At 33.0% G+C, this 21,207-nt stretch carries 11 protein-coding genes and 2 pseudogenes; 8 read left to right on the top strand and 5 right to left on the bottom strand.

The genetic code is table 11. The annotated features are described in order from the left end of the window. Positions 1–9 precede the first annotated feature (9 nt). Positions 10–219: pseudogene (locus ACSVC9_RS07315) on the top strand (group II intron maturase-specific domain-containing protein); the annotation flags it as partial. 86 nt (positions 220–305) lie between these two features. Here ACSVC9_RS07315 and ACSVC9_RS07310 read toward each other — a convergent pair. Next, positions 306–960 (bottom strand): annotated as a pseudogene (locus ACSVC9_RS07310) (superoxide dismutase). 257 nt (positions 961–1,217) lie between these two features. Here ACSVC9_RS07310 and nifS point away from each other — a divergent pair. The 4 genes from nifS (at position 1,218) to ACSVC9_RS07290 (ending at position 7,845) form a co-directional block, all read left to right on the top strand. Continuing rightward, entirely contained in the window at positions 1,218–2,384 is a 1,167-nt protein-coding gene (gene nifS / locus ACSVC9_RS07305) for a cysteine desulfurase NifS (protein ID WP_446899680.1), read from the top strand. Between the two features lie 18 nt (positions 2,385–2,402). Then, complete coding sequence (mnmA, locus tag ACSVC9_RS07300) at positions 2,403–3,479, top strand: tRNA 2-thiouridine(34) synthase MnmA (protein WP_446899679.1); 1,077 nt, start codon at positions 2,403–2,405, stop codon at positions 3,477–3,479. Between the two features lie 66 nt (positions 3,480–3,545). Continuing rightward, on the top strand, positions 3,546–4,706 hold the full coding sequence (locus ACSVC9_RS07295; protein WP_446899822.1) for an exonuclease SbcCD subunit D: 1,161 nt from the start codon (positions 3,546–3,548) through the stop codon (positions 4,704–4,706). Then, the gene (locus ACSVC9_RS07290; protein ID WP_446899678.1) at positions 4,693–7,845 is read left to right on the top strand and encodes an AAA family ATPase; all 3,153 of its coding nucleotides are present in this window, start codon (positions 4,693–4,695) and stop codon (positions 7,843–7,845) included. The genes ACSVC9_RS07295 and ACSVC9_RS07290 overlap by 14 nt, the downstream gene beginning before the upstream one ends. A gap of 46 nt (positions 7,846–7,891) precedes the next feature. Here ACSVC9_RS07290 and ACSVC9_RS07285 read toward each other — a convergent pair whose 3' ends face one another. Continuing rightward, a complete protein-coding gene (locus ACSVC9_RS07285; protein ID WP_446899677.1) occupies positions 7,892–8,350 on the bottom strand; it encodes a peroxiredoxin in 459 nt (152 codons plus the stop codon). A gap of 190 nt (positions 8,351–8,540) precedes the next feature. Between ACSVC9_RS07285 and ACSVC9_RS07280 the strand changes: the two genes are divergently transcribed. From ACSVC9_RS07280 to ACSVC9_RS07270, 3 genes are all read left to right on the top strand, one after another. Continuing rightward, positions 8,541–10,940, top strand: a complete 2,400-nt coding sequence (locus tag ACSVC9_RS07280) for a VIT and vWA domain-containing protein (RefSeq protein ID WP_446899676.1) — start codon at positions 8,541–8,543, stop codon at positions 10,938–10,940. A gap of 141 nt (positions 10,941–11,081) precedes the next feature. After that, complete coding sequence (gene gltB / locus ACSVC9_RS07275) at positions 11,082–15,608, top strand: glutamate synthase large subunit (protein WP_446899675.1); 4,527 nt, start codon at positions 11,082–11,084, stop codon at positions 15,606–15,608. Positions 15,609–15,626: 18 nt separating this feature from the next. Continuing rightward, positions 15,627–17,054, top strand: coding sequence for a glutamate synthase subunit beta (locus ACSVC9_RS07270; protein ID WP_446899674.1), 1,428 nt, complete (start codon positions 15,627–15,629; stop codon positions 17,052–17,054). Between the two features lie 64 nt (positions 17,055–17,118). On the opposite strand, the gene ACSVC9_RS07265 is transcribed toward ACSVC9_RS07270, so the two are convergent. From ACSVC9_RS07265 to ACSVC9_RS07255, 3 genes are all read right to left on the bottom strand, one after another. Beyond that, positions 17,119–19,011, bottom strand: coding sequence for a glutamine synthetase (locus ACSVC9_RS07265; protein WP_446899673.1), 1,893 nt, complete (start codon positions 19,009–19,011; stop codon positions 17,119–17,121). Positions 19,012–19,247: 236 nt separating this feature from the next. Beyond that, entirely contained in the window at positions 19,248–19,775 is a 528-nt protein-coding gene (locus ACSVC9_RS07260) for a hypothetical protein (protein WP_446899672.1), read from the bottom strand. A 177-nt stretch (positions 19,776–19,952) separates the two neighbouring features. Then, positions 19,953–21,203 carry an efflux RND transporter periplasmic adaptor subunit gene (locus ACSVC9_RS07255; RefSeq protein ID WP_446899671.1) on the bottom strand — a complete coding sequence of 417 codons (1,251 nt, stop codon included), beginning with the start codon at positions 21,201–21,203 and terminating at the stop codon, positions 19,953–19,955. Between the last annotated feature and the right edge of the window lie 4 nt (positions 21,204–21,207).

Here is a 21,207-nt window from a genome sequence, read left to right as displayed (position 1 = left end):
TAGCACCATAAGCTAAAACAGATTATAATCGGATGGATTAACTACTTCAAACTGGCAGATATGAAAAGTACACTTAAGACGTTAGATGAGTGGCTTAGAAGAAGGATTAGGATGTGTTATTGGAAACAATGGAAGAAACTCAAAACAAAACACGATAATCTTAAAAGGCTTGGTATTGATGAATATAAAGCTTGGGAATATGCGAATACAAGAAAAGGCTGTGGTGTGAGAGGTCGCTGAATAAAATAATTATTCAGCTCCTACTCGATTGTTATATGATAATGCAGACATTTTTATTGAGTATATTAACAATGAAAGAGTGGAAATGGATAATATATATGATGTCTCGTATTATGCATCATATCCGTTGAATAGATGTGATTTCTAAATCGTATATTTATAACATTCCAGTTTATGTTTTTGATGAATGTGGATATATATTTGCTCTTATCTGTACCGAAATCCATAAAATATGCATGTTCATAAATGTCCATTACCAAGATCGGATGAGAAAGCCATACAGACCCTTTATCATGTAAATCACTTCCTAATTATATGAAGTCTTCTATCAATTGAGTCAATAGATACAACGACCCAGCCTCTCATGGATAATCCTACATTTTTAAAGTATGAAATGAAGTTGTCATAGGAGGAAAACTGATCTATTAGAGCATTGAGTATGGTACCATGAGGGGCGTTATTACCACCTGTCATGTTTTTAAAATAGAGTTTGTGAAGTTTTACGCCGTTCAGAGCATAGGTTTCTCCAAGCTTTAGACTTCTCATTTTTGAAAAGGTTGAATTGCTGTCCTTATAATTAGAAGGTGCATATGGAGTGTTCCAGATTTTATTTAAGTTATTAACATAACCAACATAAAGTTTATAATGTTCGTTTAGTTGTCTTGAAGAAATACCATTGATTGATTTGAAATCGAAAGTTTCAGGCTTCAAATTATACATAAAAATACTCCTATAAATAGTTACAATTTATATTATGCATAAGAAGTGAAATGGATAATATTTATATATCAGAAATTATTACATAACATTTTCAACGCAAGGAGAGTATAATAATATAGAAGACCCCGGTAATAATTTGTTGCAAACAGGTTGACAAAATGTATATTTAAAAATAAAATAATGTATAATACTATGAATTCATAGTAAATTACTCTGAATTCAATAATAGTATTTATTAAATTACGGGAGAGATAGATATGGAAAGAGAAGTTTATATGGATTATGCTGCTACAACTTTTGTAAAGCCGGAAGTTTTAAAAGCCATGAATCCTTATTTTAATAAATATTTTGGAAATCCATCATCACTTTATCATATATCGACAAGAAATAAGGCTGAAATAAATAGGAGTAGACAAAAGATAGCAAATGTAATAAACTCAAGAAGAGACGAAATATTTTTTACAAATGGAGGCTCGGAATCAGACAATTGGGCTCTTAAAGGAGTTGCATTTGCAAACAGGCACAAAGGCAGACATATAATTACTACAAGTATAGAACATCATGCTATTCTGAATACCTGTAAGTATCTTGAAAAACAGGGATTTGATATAACTTATCTTTCAGTGGACAAAGATGGCTTTGTAGATATAGATGAAATTCAAAGAGAAATTAGAGACGATACTATACTTGTTTCCATAATGTTTGCAAACAACGAGGTTGGCACTATTGAACCCATAGCTGAAATAGGGAAAATTTTGAAAGATAGAGATATACTGTTTCATACAGATGCAGTTCAGGCAATTACACATGTGCCTATTGATGTAAAAGCGATGAATATAGATTTACTGTCAATGTCATCCCATAAATTTTATGGTCCTAAGGGGATGGGTGCATTATATATAAGAAAGGGAACTAATATAGACAATCTGATTCACGGAGGAGGACAGGAAAGAAACAAAAGAGCAGGTACTGAAAATGTCCCGGGCATAGTTGGGATGGGGTATGCAATAGAACTTGCTTCTAAAGATATGAAAGATGAGACAGAGAGACTTACAAGTCTTAGAGATAAATTAATTCACGGACTTTTGAAAATTCCTGGAGCAAAATTAAATGGACCTGAAAATAGAAGACTTCCTGGAAATGTAAATGTATCTTTTGCTGAAATAGATGGAGAAATACTTTTGGTTGTACTTGATGACATTGGAATATGTGCTTCAAGTGGGAGCGCATGCTCTGCGGGATCAATTGAACCTTCACATGTACTGACGTCGATGGGAATAGATAAGGATACGGCAGGAAGTTCCATAAGGCTTACCATAGGTGCAGGTACTACAGAGGATGAAATTGATTTTGTAATTGATAAGATAACTGATTCCATTGAAAAACTGAGACGAAATAAAAGTAATGAAGAAAATTTACAATAAAGATGAACAGGTGATAAGATGAAAAAAAGGGTAGTAGTAGGTATGAGTGGAGGTGTAGACAGTTCTGTTGCTGCTTATCTTCTTAAAAATCAGGGATATGATGTAATGGGAATAACAATGCAGGTATGGCAGGATGATGAATATTATGAAGGAATGGAAAGTGGATGCTGTTCTCTCGGAGCTGTAGATGATGCCAGAATGGTGGCATATGATTTAGGCATACCCTACTATGTCATGAATTTTAAAGAGGAATTTAAAAGAGATGTTATAGATTATTTTGTAAGTGAATATATGAAAGGAAGAACTCCTAATCCATGTATTGCCTGCAATAAATTTTTAAAATTCGATGAACTTTTAAAAAGGGCTATTGATCTTGGAGCGGATTACGTAGCTACAGGACATTATGCAACTATAGATAAAATAGATGACAGATATGTTTTAAGAAAATCACAGGATGACAGAAAGGATCAAACTTATGTGCTCTATGGTTTGAACCAATTCCAGCTTGCCCATACACTCATGCCCTGTGGGAATTATAGAAAGACTGAAATAAGAAAAATTGCTAAGGAAATAGGGCTTGATGTTCATGACAAAAAGGACAGTGAAGAGATTTGTTTTATACCAGACAATGATCATGGATCTTATATAAACAGGCAGTTGAACGGAAGAGTAAAAGTGGGGAATTTTGTGGATAAAAGTGGGAACATCCTTGGAAAACACAAAGGTATAGTATATTATACTATAGGACAGAGAAAGGGGCTTGGAATTTCCTTTGGGACTCCGATGTATGTGATTGATATAGATTATTCTAAGAACAGGGTAGTACTTGGAAGTGAAGAAGATATAATGAAAGACGAGTTTATAATAAAAGATGTAAATTTTATGCCTTTTGAAACGCTGAAACGAAATTTGGATGTTCAATGCAAGATAAGATATTCTGCAAAACCAAGGGAAGCTGTGATAAGTCCGTATAAGGATGGAAGAGTAAAGGTAAAATTTGAAGAACCACAGAGAGCAATAACAAAAGGCCAATCAGCAGTATTTTATCAGGGAAATATAATGATTGGTGGAGGAACTATTGACGAACTGTTTTAAAAGTAGCCCATCATAAAATGATGGGCTACTTCAAGTCAAATTGGGAGGTAGGATATATTGAAAATAGTGCACACGGCGGATTGGCATATAGGAAAAATTGTGAATCAAGTTCATATGACAGAAGATCAAGAATACATATTGAATGAATTTGTAAAGCTTATTTCTATGGAAAAACCTGATGTAGTAGTGATTTCAGGAGATCTATATGATAGGGCCGTGCCTCCAGTGGAAGCAGTGGATCTGCTTGACAGGGTATTTACTAAAATACTCATGGAATTTCATGTGCCTGTTATTGCAATAGCAGGTAATCATGACAGTGGAGACAGAATTGAATTTGCAAATCACATGCTTAGAAAAAATGGATTATATATATATGGAAAACTTGATAACTGTATAGAGCCTATTAGAATGAAGGATGAACATGGCTATGTGAATTTTTATGCAGTTCCATATGCAGATCCTGCAGAAGTAAGACATATTATGAAGGACGAAAATATACACACCCATAATGATGCCATGAAATCCATAATTGCTTCTATAGAGAAAGGTATGAACAAAAATTTACGGAACGTACTTATAGCGCATGGATTTGTAGCTGGAGGACAGTCATCTGATTCTGAAAGGCCGCTTTCTATAGGTGGAACTGAGTATATAGATTCCAGTATTTTTAAGAATTTTAATTATACAGCTTTAGGGCATCTTCATGGACCACAAAGGATAGGAAGTGATAGGATAAGGTATTCTGGTTCACTGCTTAAATATTCTTTTTCTGAAGCAAGACAGAAGAAATCTATAAGCATAGTCAATCTGGATGAGTGTGGTGAAGTACACGTTGAAAGGAAAAGTCTTAAAGTTAAAAGGGATATGAGAGTTCTAAGTGGAAAATTAAAGGATATATTAGATCCTGACATATATAGACAGGGAAATGTTGAGGATTATATATGTGCCAATTTAACAGATGAAGGTGAAATTATAGAGCCAATGAGCAAGCTTAGAGCTGTTTATCCAAATATTTTGAAATTAACTAGAGAGTCTGGTAAAAGCCTATTTGAAAATACTCGTATGGATGTGGATAAAGTTTATAATCAAAAGAACATGTTGCAATTATTTGATGAATTTTATACAGGAATTACAGGAAAAGAATTTACAGAGGAAAAAAAGGAAGTCATATTGGAGGTATTGAAATATCTCAAAAAAGAAGAAGGTGATATTTATGAGACCGATTAAACTTATAATGATTGCTTTTGGTCCCTATGCTGGAAAAGAAGAAATAGATTTTACAAGGCTTGGGAATAAAAATATTTTTTTAATAACCGGTCCTACGGGAGCTGGCAAGACAACTATCTTTGATGGAATAAGCTATGCAGTATATGGAGAAGCCAGTGGCGATGGAAGAGATGGGGAAAGCCTAAGAAGTCAATTTGCCAAAGCAGATGTAATTACTTCAGTAGAAATTTATTTTGAACTTCGTGGGAGAAAATATTATATAAAAAGAATACCAAGACAGATGAAGCCTAAGTCAAGGGGGAATGGATTTACTGAGCAGAAAACAGATGCGGAAATGAGGGTGTACCATGAAGATGGAAATTTTGATGTGGTTTCAGGGGTGAGTTCAGTAAATGAGAAAATAGACAGTATAATGGGGATAAATTATCAACAGTTTAAACAGATAATGATGATTCCACAGGGTGAATTTAGAAAACTTCTGGTATCTGACAGCAAGGAAAAGGAGAAAATATTAAGGAAGATATTTAATACGGAAGTATATAGCAGATTTGAATTTAAATTATCTGATATGGCATCGACTATTTACAATGATATAGAACTATTAAATCAAAAAAGAGTGGAGAATATAAACAAGATACAATGTAAGGAAGATAGTGAATTATATGGGGCTATAAATTCAAATGACAAAAATTACAATAGTATTATAGAGCTTTTAAAAGAAAAAATAAGTTCCGATACTGCAGAGGAAATTAAATTGAAAAGTGAAATTTCAAAGGTTACCTCTGAGATGGAGAATACACAAAAAAATATATATGATTCTCTGGAAAACAGTAAAAAATTAAATGAAAAGGCAAAAGTAGAAAAAGAATTGAGTTCTCTAAAAGAGAAGGAAAAAGATATAACTTTAAAGGGGAAAAAACTTTCAAGATGGAAAATGGCTTTGAAGGTAAGGCCTTTTGAAGAAAATTACATATCAAGGAGTAAAGATCTTGTCACTAAAGAGAATGAACTTGAGAAAAATAAATTTAATATAAAATATGCAGAGAAGAAATTAAAAGAAGATGAAGATATTTTAAAATATGAAGATTCAAGAGAAAATTATAGGAATAATATAGCAGAAAAACTTGCAGAGTTTAAAAGTTATAAGGAGAAAGTTAGAAAGTTGGAAGAAAAGAAAGTATTTTTAAGTACATCTACCTCCAAATTTGAAAAGATAAAGACAATATGGGAAAATAAGAAGAATTCTATTGAAGAGTTGAAAAGGCAGATAGATGATTTGAGAGATTCAATTGATGATTCAGGGAACTTCAAAGAAAAAAAGCTAATACTTGAGTCAAAATGTGAAAAAATTAATAGATTGTGCTCTATAATTCAGGACTTGAATAGGGAAAATGATCAGATATTAAAAATAAGAAAAGCTTATAAAGCATGCTCCAATAACATGAAGGAAAATAAAATTTTACTTGATAGAGAAAAAAATAAATTGGATCATATGGAAAAGCTATTTAGAAAAGGTCAGGCTGTATTTATTGCTTCTTCTCTTAGAGAAGGTGAACCTTGTCCTGTATGTGGTTCTATACATCATCCTTCGATTGCAAAAGGAGAAAGTAAATATCCAGATGAAACTGAAATAGAAATCCAAAAAAAGCGTCTAGAAATAGCGGAGAATAAATATGAAGAATCTAGGACAAAATTTCAAAATGTAGATATAGAAGGCAAAAGTAAAAGCAAAATAATATGTAGAATCAAAAATGATTATGGAGAATTAAGCGGGGAAAGTATAGATGATATAGAGAAAGATGAGTTAACCGAATTTATAAATTGCAAATCAGAATATTTTACTATAGAGCTGGAAAAAATTAAGAAAGAAATAGAGAAAATTAAAAATACACAGAAATACATTGATAATCAAAGGAAGGTTTTCAAGGAGAAAAAATCTATTTATGATAGTGAGAAGGATACATTCACTAAAATAAATGAAGAATATTCAGATGAATTTATAGAAGTTGAAAAGGTAAAGGGAATATTAAATCAGATGATACTTGATATACCGGAGGGGTTAAGGAATGAGAAAATACTTGAGAATAATATAAATGAAATTGAAAAGATCCAGCTTGATATGATAAAGTCACTCAAATCTGCCAGAGAAAATTATGTGAATTCAAAGACACTGTATGAAAGATTATGTGCCAATAAAAATTCTATGGAAAAGGATATAGATAATTTGAAAGTACAATTAAAGGAAACGGAAAAAATTTTTAAACATAACCTTCAGAATTTTGGATTTTTAGATGTTGATGATTATAATGATTCAAAAATTTCTGATATTGAGGAAAATAAACTTGAAGAGGATATAAATGATTTTTACAGGGAATTAAAATCCACAGAAGACAGATATAAAAGGATAGTTGTAGAAGTAAAAAATATTGTAATTTCCGATATAGATAAATTGAATGAAAAGTTTAGAGATATGAAGAATAACAGAATTGAGCTTGAGGAGAATAGATCTTCTATAAATGCAAGACTTGAAATAAATAAATCCATTTTAGGTCGTCTTCTAAACCTTTTAGAATCTATAAATAAAAAAGAGGAAAGATATAGCATAGTAGGAGAGTTGTCTGAAATATCAAAAGGTAAAAATTCAGGCAGAATAAATTTTGAAAGATATGTGCTTTCTGCATTTTTTGATAATATTGTGGAGGCCGCTAATATAAGGTTTATAAAGATGAGTGAAGGAAGATATGAATTGGATAGAATAAGAGAAAGCGGCAAGGGCAGGGCACAAGGTGGACTTGATCTCAGGGTATATGACAATTATACAGGTAAGTACCGCCACGTCAAAACACTATCTGGAGGTGAGAGTTTTAAAGCTGCTCTTTCACTTTCGCTTGGACTTGCAGATATTGTTCAGTGCTATTCAGGAGGTATAAATTTGGATACTATGTTTATAGATGAAGGATTTGGAACTCTTGATCCTGAATCTCTTGATGGTGCTATACAGTGTCTTGTAGATCTGCAGAGCAGAGGAAGACTTGTCGGAATAATATCGCATGTACCTGAATTAAAAGAGAGAATTGATGCTAACCTGGAAATAATTCCAGGTATGCAGGGGAGCAGGACTAGATTCAACATAAGATAATGGGCAGGTAATTATTTATCTGCCCATCATAAGTAAAATAATTATATTACTGTATGTCTTCCAGGATCTTGTCAACATGGCCATCTACCTTTACTTTTCTGTATATCTTTTTTAGTACTCCATTTTCATCAATTATAAAAGTACTTCTTTCTATACCTAGTTTCTTTTTGCCAAACATATTTTTCTCTTTTATAACTCCATATAGATTGCATACTTTTTCATCAGGATCTGAAAGAAGTATAAAAGGAATATTTAATTTATATATAAATTTGTCATGAGAATCCAGGGAATCTCTACTAACACCTAGGACTACTGCATTTAAGTCGTTTAATGTATCAATATTATCTCTGAATAAGCAAGCCTCTTTACTGCATCCGGGAGTATTGTCCTTTGAATAAAAATATAGTATAACCTTCTTTCCAATATAGTCACTAAGTCTGTGTTCCTTTCTATCAGAACCAATTAATGTAAAGTCAGGGGCTTTATTACCTACCTCAATTTTCATAATATAAACCTCCTAAATTTATCGATAAATCATATCTTTTTATATTATTTTATGCCTAATTGGGATTTGAGTAAAGTCTAATTTTATTAAGTACGATAAGTAATGAATAGCATAGTTAAATATGGTAAAATCTAAATATAGTATATCATTTACTATCTTAATTATATTAATGTAGAGGAGGGAACTGTCCATGCAGATGCCTTATGGATGTGATCATGGAGAAATGCTGTTAAAGGAGGTAAGTATAGGTGGTAATTTATGTGCAGGATATGCAGAAATATTTATAAATCAAACCTATCAAAATATAGGCAAAGAGGACATTGAAGGAATATATATTTTTTCTATACCGAATACTGCAGTAATTTCTGGCTTTGAAGCGGAAATAGGAGGAAGAACATTAAAGACCATAGTAGAAGATAAAAACAAGATAAACAAAATTTATAAAAATTTAGTGGATTTAGGGCAAAGTAATTTATCTGTTGAAGAGTTCAGTCCTCATTTTTTCAAAATAAATGTAGGTAAAATAATTTCCAGTGAAACGGTGCAAATAAAGTTTTCATATATAGATGAATTAGAATACAAGGACAATATATTTAAATTAACTATTCCGGCCATTTCACATAATAAAATATTAAAAAGCGAATCAAGGCTGACTATAATTAAAAATAAAATATTGGGTTATGTCAAAAAAAACACGTATGAAAATGAAAAAATTGAGTTTAAAGCCAACATAATAGTTGAATCCCTCAGTAAGCTTGATTTCAGGTCATTATGTCATGATATTAAAATAGAGAGGGAAGGAGATACTATAGCCAGAATAAGTTTTAATGAGAGCCCTGAATTGGTTACAAAAGATTTTATTCTGCTTATGAGGGAAAAAAATACAGAGGAAGCGGATGGAATGATATATGAGTATAAAAAAGGTGATGATAAAAATGGCATAGTATATATAAGAGTGATTCCAAAGCTGGATAATTTTGAAATGAATAAGAGTAGAGGATATATTTTTCTTATGGATATTTCACATACAATGCATGGTGAGAAGCTGCAGCATGAAAAAGATGCACTTCAATTGTGCCTGAGGAATATGTCAGTTGGGGATAAATTTAATATAATAGCCATGGGGGATAAGCTTAAGAGCTTTTCTTCAGATAATATGGTGGATTTTAATGAAAAATCTTTAAAAATGGCGTCAAAATGGATAGACGAGTTGAAGATTGAATCCAGTGCAGATATATTTCAAGCAATAAAATATTCTGTTGAAGAGATCAAATACCCTGGAGTCATACTTATGTTTACAGATGATCAGATAGATAAAGAAGAGGAGATACTTTCATATGTAAGAAAAAATATTGGCCAAAATAGAATATTTACATTTGGGGTAGGTGATTTTGCAAATAATTATTTTTTGAGTAGAGTAGCCCATGAAAGTCTTGGAAAAGCTGAATTTATAGATGACAGTGAAAAAATTGAAGAAATCGTTTTGAGGCAATTCAATAGAATACAGAATCCTCAGATTGAAGATATAAAGATTGACTGGGGGAGATTACAGATAAAAGCTACTTATCCAAGAACCATTGAATACATTTATGACAGAGAACTTTTTTCAATATTTGCAAGGGTAGTTGGGGATGTTGGCGGTCAAATAGTGTTAAGTGGGAATGTAAGCGGGAAGGAATATTTGAAAGAAATAGATATAGATAGCTTTAATACAGAGGAAAATGCAAATCTTCTTAAGAAGGTCTGGGCAAAAAAACGTATAGATTCGATAAAAATGAATATGAAAACAGAGCGTGGTGAAATAAGAGAGTCTATGAGAAAAAAAATAGTTGAGATATCTAAAGAAAATGGAATTATAAGTTCAGAGACTAAATTTGTGCTTATGGAATTGAGAGAAGAGCCAGTACTTGGAATCCAGCTTAGAAATATAATTCCGGCAAGGATAAGTGAAATAATAACAGGAAATATGAAAAATGTAGATACTAAAAACAAAGTAATTAAAACGGGATTTTTATATGGAGATTTACATAAGAATGATAATTTATATTTGAGTAAAAAATACCCGAGAAAAAAAATAATTAGGATAATTGCTAAAAATCAATTTGCAGATGGTTCTTTTGCAGATTATGAAGAATGTAGCAAGGAAAATAAAATAAAAACTACGTCAATGGCAATACTTTCATTTGTCATGGGAAATGAAGATATAGATATATACTTGAATCAGATTAATAAAGCTGCTAATTTTATATGTGAAAATTATAAAGATATTGATTTTTACTTGAAAATGGATATAGCTAAATTGCTATTCTTATCCCTGACAATATTAAAAAAGAAAAATTTACTCAAGGATAAATATAATGATAAAGTTGAAAAAACTATAAAAGATATGTGTGATATTTTATATTTAAGGGAAAGTACGAGAAATATTCTTATATCCCTTATGAATAATTCATTAAAGAAAAATGCAGGCTTATTATTTAAATTAAGTGAAGACGGTAAATTTATAAATGAAAAAATTGTTATAGGTAATGAAAAAAATTCTATTTTTAATATGGCAAAATTGTCGATACTCATGTCATTGACAGAATAAAAATTAAGTGCTGCGGAAAATATTTATAAATTATAGGCTTTATAATATAAAATAAATAAAACAATGAAACTTTTATATTGAAAAATTTCATAAAAAAATATATAATTTAAACTAAACCGAAAATTAAAGGGGGCAATTTATATGAAATTGATTGATGGATTACCACCAAAGCAGGGACTTTATAATCCGAGTTTTGAAAAAGATAATTGTGGAGTCGGCTTTGTTGCAAATATTAAAGGAGAAAAGTCACATGATGTAGTAAAAAAGGGACTTAGAGTTCTAGTTAATCTTACGCATAGGGGTGCTGTTGGTGCGGATCCTAAGACTGGTGATGGAGCAGGGATACTTGTCCAAATACCAGACGAGTTTTTTAGAATATGTTGTGATAATCAAGGAATAATACTTCCATCTATTGGAAAGTATGCGGTTGGAATGATATTTTTACCAAAGGAGCCTGCCATTAGATATCAATGTGAAGGCATTTTGGAGAGGATAATAAAAGAAGAAGGTCAGAAAATACTCGGATGGAGAACTGTTCCCACTGATGATAGGGGAATTGGAGAAACAGCAAGGGGAACGGAACCTATAATAAGGCAGGTATTTGTAGAAAATTGTCTCGAAAATCAGACTGAATTCGAGCGTAGATTATATATAATAAGAAAAAGAGCTGAAAATGAAGTCAAAAAGTTGGTTAAGAGAAATGCCGAATATTTATACGTATGTTCTCTCTCAAGCAAGACAATTGTCTATAAAGGACTTCTTTTAGCGGATCAGATAACAGGATATTATCTAGATTTAAATGATGTCAATTTTAAAAGTGCAATAGCGTTGGTTCATCAGAGATTTAGTACAAATACATTTCCAACATGGGATTTGGCACAGCCTTTTAGATATTTAGCCCATAATGGTGAGATAAATACCATAAGAGGTAACAGGAATTGGATGAATGCAAGAGAAGGAATTTTGAAATCAAGCGTATTTAAGAAGAATATAGGCAAATTGTTTCCTATAATAACTCCTAATGGAAGTGATTCTGCATCTCTTGACAATATGTTTGAATTATTGACAGCAGATGGGAGAAGTATTGCCCATTCAATGATGATGCTTATACCGGAAGCGTGGGAGAAAAATGTAGATATGCCTGTGTATAAGAGAGCTTTTTATGAGTATCATGGTTCACTGATAGAACCATGGGATGGACCGGCTGCTGTATTCTTTACTGATGGTGATCAAGTGGGTGCTACTCTTGATAGAAATGGACTTAGACCGGCTAAATATGTGATAACAAAAGATGGTCAGGTTGCAATGGCATCCGAACTTGGAGTTCTGGAATTTGATCCTGAAGAAATAATTGAAAAAGGCCGTCTGAAACCGGGAAAAATGTTTTTAGTCGATACAAAAGAAGGAAGAATTATAGACGACCAAGAACTTAAAAAGGAAATCTGCATGGATAAACCTTATGAGGAATATATAAAGGACAGTAAAAGGGTACTTGAAGATTTCAAAGATGTATCTGAATATACTGAAATAAGTTCGGAAAAATTAAAAGGAGAACAACAGGCATTTGGGTATACCATGGAGGACTTAAAAGTTATACTTAAATTTATGGCTGAAAATGGTAAGGAACCATTGGGTTCTATGGGAAATGATACTCCACTGGCTGTTTTGTCTGATAGACCACAGCTTTTATTTTCATATTTTAGACAATTATTTGCACAGGTTACTAATCCACCAATTGATCCCATAAGGGAAGGTGTTGTAATGTCACTTATGAATTATCTGGGCCCTCAAAATAATATACTCAATAAAGGTGCAATAGATGGCCCATTTATAGAGTTGAAAAATCCAATTTTAACGGATGATGAAATGGCAAAAATAAAGAAAATGGGTGATGTTAACTTTAAAACAACTACTGTGCCTATAACATTTAAATATGATAGTGGTATATCTGGATTCAAGGAGTCACTTAAGTTAATATGTGAAAGGGCGTCTAAAAAAGTCGAAGAAGGATATAATATTTTAGTTTTAAGTGACAAGAAAATAGATGAATATGAAGCTACCATACCAAGTCTTCTTGCAGTATCAGCAGTTCATCATTATTTGATAAAGAAAAAGACAAGAACAAAAGTGTCTATAATAATAGAAACAGGTGAAGCAAGAGAAACAACTCATTTTGCACTTTTAATTGGATATGGGGCAAGTGCAGTTTGTCCTTACCTTGCCTACAGATCCATTGAAAATTTAGTAGATACTGGTTTAATAAAAGACATTTCTAAAGAAAAAGCAGATTATAATTATAGAAAAGCTGTTTGTGGCGGATTATTAAAAATATTATCAAAAATGGGAATTTGTACAATTCAAAGCTATCACGGTGCCCAGATATTTGAGGCACTTGGGTTAAGTGAAGAATTTGTAGATAAGTATTTTAAAGGAACTACCACTACTATAGGTGGTGTTGGAATAGATATTGTAGCTAAGGAAGTCCTATTGAGACATAAAAAGGCTTTTGATAGATTCAGGAATCCTTCACTAGAATTGGATGTAGGTGGTTTGTATTCATGGAGAAAAGAGGGAGAATTTCATCTTTTTAATCCTCTGACAATACATAAGCTTCAACTTGCATCAAGAAATAATGACTATAAGCTATATAAGGAATATTCTAGTTTAGTAGATGATCAGAGCAAGCAGCCATGTACACTTAGAAGTTTATTTGATTTTAATATTGATAATAGTTGTGAGATTCCAATTGAAGAAGTTGAACCTGAAAGTGAAATAATAAAGAGATTCTGTTCTGGTGCAATGTCACTTGGGGCACTCAGTAAAGAATGTCATGAAACCATAGCCATTGCCATGAACAAGATCGGAGCAAGGAGTAATTCTGGAGAAGGTGGAGAAGACTATAGGAGGTTCAAGATAGGAAGGGATGGACAGAATAAAAGAGGTGCGATAAAACAGGTTGCATCTGCAAGATTTGGAGTTACTACGGAATACCTCGTAAATGCGGATGAAATACAAATAAAGGTAGCACAGGGTGCTAAACCTGGTGAAGGTGGTCATCTTCCAGGACCAAAAGTGGACCATTATATCGCAGAAGTTAGGCATTCGACTCCAGGAATAGCTCTTATATCTCCACCTCCACATCATGATATATATTCGATAGAAGATTTAGCGCAGCTTATATACGATTTAAAAAGTGTAAATCCTAATAGTAAAATAAGTGTAAAACTTGTATCAGAGGTTGGGGTTGGGATTATTGCTGCTGGTGTAGCTAAAGCACATGCAGATTTGATACTGATAAGTGGACATGATGGTGGAACTGGAGCATCACCTCTTTCATCCATGAGGTACGCTGGTACTCCTTGGGAAATAGGACTTTCAGAAACTCATCAGGTGCTTCTTTTGAATAATTTAAGAAGCAGGGTAAGACTTCAGACCGATGGACAATTGAAGACAGGAAAAGATGTAGTTGTAGCGTCACTGCTTGGAGCAGAGGAATTTGGATTTGCAACTACATTGCTTGTGACATTAGGCTGTACTCTTCTTAGAAAATGTCACTGTAATATGTGTTCTATGGGAATTGCTACCCAGGATCCTGAACTTAGAAAAAATTTCAAAGGTAAGCCTGAATATATAATAAACTTTTTGAATTTTATAGCTAGAGAAGTTAGAGAATATATGGCTAAACTTGGATTCAGAACCATGAATGAAATGATTGGAAGAGTGGATAAATTGAAGGTTAAGGACGAAGAGAGCCTGGATCACTGGAAAATTAAAGGACTTGACTTTTCTAATGTATTTTATAGACCTGATGTACCAGAAAGAATAAAATCATATTGTACTATGCCACAAAATCATGGGATAGACGGTGCTCTTGATCATACTTTAATACAAATTGCATCCCCTGCATTGAATGATAGAAAAAATGTGGTCGGAAATTTTGAAATAAAGAATGTCAACAGAAGTGTTGGAACTATGCTAAGTGGTAAGATAGCAAAGATTTTTGGCAGGGAAGGTCTTCCAGAAGATACTATAGTGTTTAATTTTAAAGGATCTGCTGGTCAGAGTTTTGGAGCATTTGGAATGAAGGGACTTACATTAAAACTTACAGGAGATGCAAATGATTATGTAGGTAAAGGATTATCTGGAGCTAAAATCATAATAGAAACTCCGGAAAATGCTGCTTATAAAGCGGGAAATAGTTTTGTTGCTGGTAATACCATATTATATGGAGCTACAGGTGGTAAACTTTTTGTGAATGGAATGGCTGGTGAAAGATTTGGAGTAAGAAATAGCGGAGCTTGTGCTGTAGTAGAAGGAGTAGGTGACCACTGCTGCGAATATATGACTGGTGGAATTATTGTAGTTATCGGGAAAACAGGAAGAAATTTCGGAGCAGGTATGAGTGGTGGAATAGCTTATGTACTAGATGAAGACAATAGCTTTGAAAAAAACTGTAATATGGATATGGTGGAGATAAATGAACTTGACAGTGATGATGAAAAACTAGTACATGATTTCATAACCGAGCACCATGAAAATGCCAATAGCTTTAAGGCAAAATATATTTTAGATAATTGGGATGAATGTAAAACCAAGTTTAAGAAAGTTATCCCTACTGCATATAAACTCATACTTCAAAAAAACAAGCGGGCAGTAAAGGTGTCTTAATGAAAGGGGATATATATAATGGGAAAGTTAACTGGATTTAAGGAATTTGATCGTAAGAATTTTAGTACAAGATCTGTAGAAAGTAGAATTAAGGATTATAAAGAGGTTCATAATCCACTGCCTCTAAAAGATATGGAAAATCAAGCAGCGAGATGTATGAACTGTGGAACACCATTTTGTAATTGGGGATGTCCACTTGGAAATTTAATTCCTGACTGGAATGATTTTGCATATAATGATGATTGGAAAAAAGCCTATACTAGACTTTCGATGACTAATAATTTCCCTGAATTTACAGGAAGGATATGTCCTGCGCTTTGTGAAGCATCTTGTACATTAGGAGTAAATTATAATCCTGTATCTATAAGAGAGCTTGAATATATGATTATAGAAAAGGCTTTTAAGGAGGGATGGGTTAAACCTGTTCCACCTAGAAATAGAACAGGGAAAAAAGTAGCTGTTGTTGGGTCTGGCCCATCAGGACTTTCAACGGCTGCACAATTGAATTCGGTTGGACATGAGGTAACTGTTTTTGAAAGGCATGATGAAATTGGGGGACTTTTAAGGTATGGTATACCTGATTTTAAGCTTGAAAAAAATGTAGTTAAAAGAAGAATAGACCTTATGGAAGAAGAAGGAGTAAAATTTAAGACAAATGTTAATATAGGTGTAGACATAACAGCTGAAGAACTTCTCAAAGAGTTTGATGCAGTAGTACTTGCTGGAGGTTCAACTATTCCAAGAAATTTAGAGGTCCCTGGAAGAGAGCTTAGTGGAATATATTTTGCAGTTGATTATTTAACACTTCAGAATAGAAACATATCCAATAAAAAATATAATTTTGATGTTACAGCTAAAGGAAAGTCAGTGCTTGTAATTGGAGGCGGAGATACAGGATCTGATTGCATAGGTACAGCAATACGCCAAGGAGCGAAGAAGGTATATCAAATAGAAATAATGCCAAAACCTCCTTTATCTAGAGACGATAGTATGCCATGGCCTATATATCCTAAGATTTTAAAGACAACCACTTCTCATGAAGAGGGATGCAAACGTATGTGGAATATATCAACAAAATGGTTTATAGGAAAAGATGGCAAAGTTAATAAGGTTCACTGTACAAAAGTTGACTGGTACAAAAATAACAATGGAAGCATGTCTTTTAACGAGATTAATGGGAGTGAGTTTGACATAGATGCTGATTTAGTACTCATAGCTATGGGATTTTTACATCCTGACCATGAAGGATTATTAAATGATCTATCATTGAGGTTTGATGTCAGGGGTAATGTGGCTACTTCTAAAAATCATATGACAAATGTCAATGGAGTATTTTCAGCTGGAGACATGCGAACAGGTCAGTCATTAGTTGTAAAAGCTATTGAAGATGGAAGAATTACAGCAAGTTATATAGATGAATATTTAATGGGTGATACTTTCCTTTAATATTAGGGATAGAGTATGGGCGTTAACTAAGTATTTAGTTAACGCCCATCTTATAATTTAATATTTATATGTCAAGCAGATTTTTTTTGTACTCTGAATAAAGTACTCTAAGTTCTGATATCTTTTCTTCTATTTCAATCTGAAGTTTTGATACTTCGGCATAATCCTCGCTGTCGGCAGCTTCCTTTATATTTGTAAACAGGCTCTTCTGTGAATATGAATCCTTCAAGAGGAGGTACCTCAAATCATTTATTCTCATCCATGTTGCCACGTCTATGTCAAGTGCCTTTCCTGCGCAGTGAAGCATCTTGAAGCTTCTTATTTCCTCGGTATACTGGTTTATTATCCTGTGGTTCAGTTCAATTATCCATTTCTCTAAGAATGCTTCTTTGAAACTTTCTATATATTTGTCCTTGAATACCCCGCTGTTTATAAGCACAGACTTTTTCTCAGGATATTTGTCAAATGCGGACAGATTGTCATATACTGTAGCAGGTGCTTTACCATAAAGCTTTTCCCTTTCTTCGTCTGTATAGGACTCAAATACGTCAATTTCACTTCTATAAGCTCTGTCCTTTTCAAGGTAGTCTGTTTCCTCACCCTGTTTCTTTGACAGTTCTGCAAGGAGGTCATCTTCTGTTTTCCCGTTCTTTACTGCATATTTTATACCGTCAACTATTGCAGCATAGATTGCTCCTACTGCAAGATAAGTATTTGTGCCCGGATTTGGTGCCCTAAGCTCGAATCTTGTTGCAAGAGGAGTCGTAAGCTCCCTTACTACACCGATAAGTACGGATCTGTTCCTTGAAGGTATTTCTACGGAACGTCCTATTGAAGTTACTATGCACACCGGAGCCTCAAAACCTGGTTTTAGTCTTCTAAGTGCATCTGTTGTAGATGAAACAAATGGGTTTATAACCTCATAGTTTTTAAGTATTCCCATTATGGAAGCATATCCGAATATGCTTAGGAAACTGTTCTTTGAAGAGAATAGATTTACTCTCTTACCGCTTTTGAGCTTTAATGCAATTCCGATGTGGGTATGTTCTCCGTTCCCTGCTATACCTTCTACAGGCTTAGCCTTGAATGTTACATTGAGCCCGTTTTCCTTGAAAGTCTCTTCTATTATGTTCTTTATAAATGCTTCATTATCAATTGCCTGTACGGCAGTTGAATACTTCCAGTCAACTTCGAGCTGCTCCATTATCTGATAATTTCCATTTTCATCTACCTTTGCCTGTATGCCTCCGACTTCCTTGTGACCCATCTCCGGCTCAAGTCCATACAGGTCCATTGTAACCAGGGACTGTTCAAGTGCTGTTTTTACGGAACCCTTTGTCCTAGCCCAGTACTGCTCCTTGAGTACCTGGGAAGTTGAAAGAGCTTCAACCTCGGTTTTGTTGTTCGGTGTGTTTACCCAGAACTCAAGCTCTGTTGCACAGGTTCCGATTATGTCCTCTATGTCATCATATTTTATTCCATAGGAAGATAAGGATTCAGGATATTCTTTGAACAGCTCTAAAAGACTTGACTTGAGGTATTCTATGGAATGCTTTAATACATATCTGGAATCCACTGCCGTATTGCTGTGATATAGGAAACAAGGTATTCTAAGTGTACCGACAGGCTTTCCGGTTTCGCAGTCTGTATTGTCTTTGTTGTAATCAACATACCAGCTGACGTCAGTATCAGGGAACATGTCTACCTTAGCATCGTCCAGGGTGGCTATTCCTGGAAGAACTATGGATGAACCGTCTGTCTGTACTGATCCCTTGAGGAAACCATCTATATCATCCAGAAATATTTTGATAGGAATCTTTTCATCGGTATTGTTGCCGGACAGATCGACACCTACAGCCGATACAAATTTTATTTCAGGATGGGAAGTTAAAATTTCCTTCAGATCTTTTTCAGAATGTTTATTATTTGGTATTGTGTAAATTAAATTTTTTGACATATTGTTGCCCCCTTGTAAAATATAATAAAAAGTAGTAGTTACCCATTTTTTGTATTAAAATGATAAAAAAATGATAAAATTATTTATATATTGCAACTTATATACATTTATGATTTTATAATTTATATTTGTGTATGTCAATAGAAATGAATAAAATTAAGTGATTTTTAATATTGTTTCAAAATACAGTTATATAAACAAATAATGCTGGCATTATTAATAATGCCAGCATTATTTTATAGGGCATTGTGAACAAAAGCTGCAATTTTATTGATGGGGATATCCACTAGAGATCCTAAATTGGGATCTTTATTATTTTTGTAACAACTGTCATCTAGTTTGTAAGGATCATAACAGTTTTCAACTAAATTATCAGAACTGCATGAATTGTTAAGAGGATAATCTGGAGCAGGTCCTATTTTACTTATTAGTCTTATGAAATATTTATTTACAGCTATTAAAACGCCTGAAAAACCAGAATTTCCACAGCTTGATGTAAATATGGTTACGGGTTTTCCTATATATCTGCTTAAATTATCTGAAAAACTCATAGAACCTACACTGCAATTGTTATATTCATGCTTATTTTTGTTGCTTGACCTATAGGTATCATGATTTTCATCCCCAAGTAAGTTTGTGGTATCTGACGTATTTTCTAGGATAGTATTTTCTTCTATTGGTTTATAGTCGGTATCCATATAGGTGTTATTATCTTCATATCTTTCGTTATGGCTTTTATAATGTCTTCTATGATGTCTACTCAAAATATTATCACCTCTTTTTTGAAAAACTATTTTAAATCAAGGATATATAGACAAGAAATTCCTCCTTTTTAACGCAATAACAGGAATTTATTCCTAATTTATAATATGCTAAACTTATAATAGGTGACAGCAAAAAATTGAGGTACTCTTTTGAGTACCTCAATTTTTTAATATATTTTACTTTAATATTTTAACTTTATCTCCATCATTTAAAAAAGTTTGTCCTTCTGATACTATATCATCTTCAATGTTTATCTTAGAAGATATTATTTCAGTTATTTTATCATTTGAAAGTCCTGTATTTATGGATATTTTTTTGATTTTATTGTTTTTTACCGTATATAGATATGAAACACCATTTTCAACTTTTATTGCCTGATTTGGCACTGTGAGTATATTATTTTTAGTTTCATTTGGCAATGATATTTTAGAAAACATACCTGGTTTCAAATCCCCGTTTTTATTGTCGATTTTTATTTTAATTGTATATTCTTTGGTTTTACTATCAACGTCAGGATTTATTGTATCTATCGTGCCTACAAATTTTTTATCTGGCAGTGAAGGAATCTTTATAGATAGAGACTGACCATTTTTAATCTTTGACAGCATATTATCAGGTATTCCTATTTCTGACATAATTGAACTAGACTCTATTATAGTTAAGGATGCTTGTCCGGTAGGAGATATTTCTCCTTCATGTATATTTACCGAAGATACAATACCTGAAATAGGGGACTTAATTACATTGTCATTTATTTGTGTCTGGATTGATTTAAGGCCGGCTTTTGCCTGGTTTACTTGAGCTTGTGCGACCTCTACTGATTCAGGTCCAACTTTTTGCTGAATTAGATTTAAATTCTGTTCAGCTGCGGATAATGCTGCAGCTGAACTGTCTAACTTCATTTTTGTGGAATCTAGTTCCTGTTTTGATATGGCACCGGATGAATACAGTTTTTGTGATCTATCATAATTAGTTTTTGCATCATCATAATTTATTTTTGATGTTTTTAGGCTTTGTTGAGCCTGTACTACTTGCTGTTCTAGCCCAGAACTTTTTGTTTTGTCCAGGTTTGCCTCTGCAGAATCTATACTTGCCTGTTGTTGTTCCAGCTGTGCTTCTAAATTGCTTGAATCAATCGTAAATAAAATATCGCCGCTTTTTACCGTACTTCCGACTTTTACATTCAAAGCTGTAATTTTTCCGGGAGTTTTAGGAGATATTGAAACTTCTTTATCTGCAGCTAGTTTTCCAGAGTAATCTACGGTTGTAGATAAAGATGTAAATTTAGCATGAATTACATTTACGTTTTTAGTCTGATTCTGGCTTACTACTTTTTTATTTTTGATGATATTATGTGCTATGGCAGCTATTGCTAAAATTATCAACAACAATAGGACTATTTTCCATATATTTTTTTTCAATTTCATTACA

The organism is Clostridium sp. LBM24168, assembly GCF_052953915.1.
The sequence above is the reverse complement of the archived record's forward strand: the minus strand, read 5'-3'. Positions and strand labels throughout refer to the sequence as shown.

What these genes read in the sequence shown, in the direction of transcription:
- nifS (WP_446899680.1), top strand. Translation starts at nt 1,218, where the DNA reads ATGGAAAGAGAAGTTTATATGGATTATGCTGCTACAACTTTTGTAAAG.
- mnmA (WP_446899679.1), top strand. Translation starts at nt 2,403, where the DNA reads ATGAAAAAAAGGGTAGTAGTAGGTATGAGTGGAGGTGTAGACAGTTCT.
- ACSVC9_RS07290 (WP_446899678.1), top strand. Translation starts at nt 4,693, where the DNA reads ATGAGACCGATTAAACTTATAATGATTGCTTTTGGTCCCTATGCTGGA.
- ACSVC9_RS07285 (WP_446899677.1), bottom strand. Translation starts at nt 8,350, where the DNA reads ATGAAAATTGAGGTAGGTAATAAAGCCCCTGACTTTACATTAATTGGT.
- ACSVC9_RS07280 (WP_446899676.1), top strand. Translation starts at nt 8,541, where the DNA reads ATGCAGATGCCTTATGGATGTGATCATGGAGAAATGCTGTTAAAGGAG.
- gltB (WP_446899675.1), top strand. Translation starts at nt 11,082, where the DNA reads ATGAAATTGATTGATGGATTACCACCAAAGCAGGGACTTTATAATCCG.
- ACSVC9_RS07270 (WP_446899674.1), top strand. Translation starts at nt 15,627, where the DNA reads ATGGGAAAGTTAACTGGATTTAAGGAATTTGATCGTAAGAATTTTAGT.
- ACSVC9_RS07265 (WP_446899673.1), bottom strand. Translation starts at nt 19,011, where the DNA reads ATGTCAAAAAATTTAATTTACACAATACCAAATAATAAACATTCTGAA.
- ACSVC9_RS07255 (WP_446899671.1), bottom strand. Translation starts at nt 21,203, where the DNA reads ATGAAATTGAAAAAAAATATATGGAAAATAGTCCTATTGTTGTTGATA.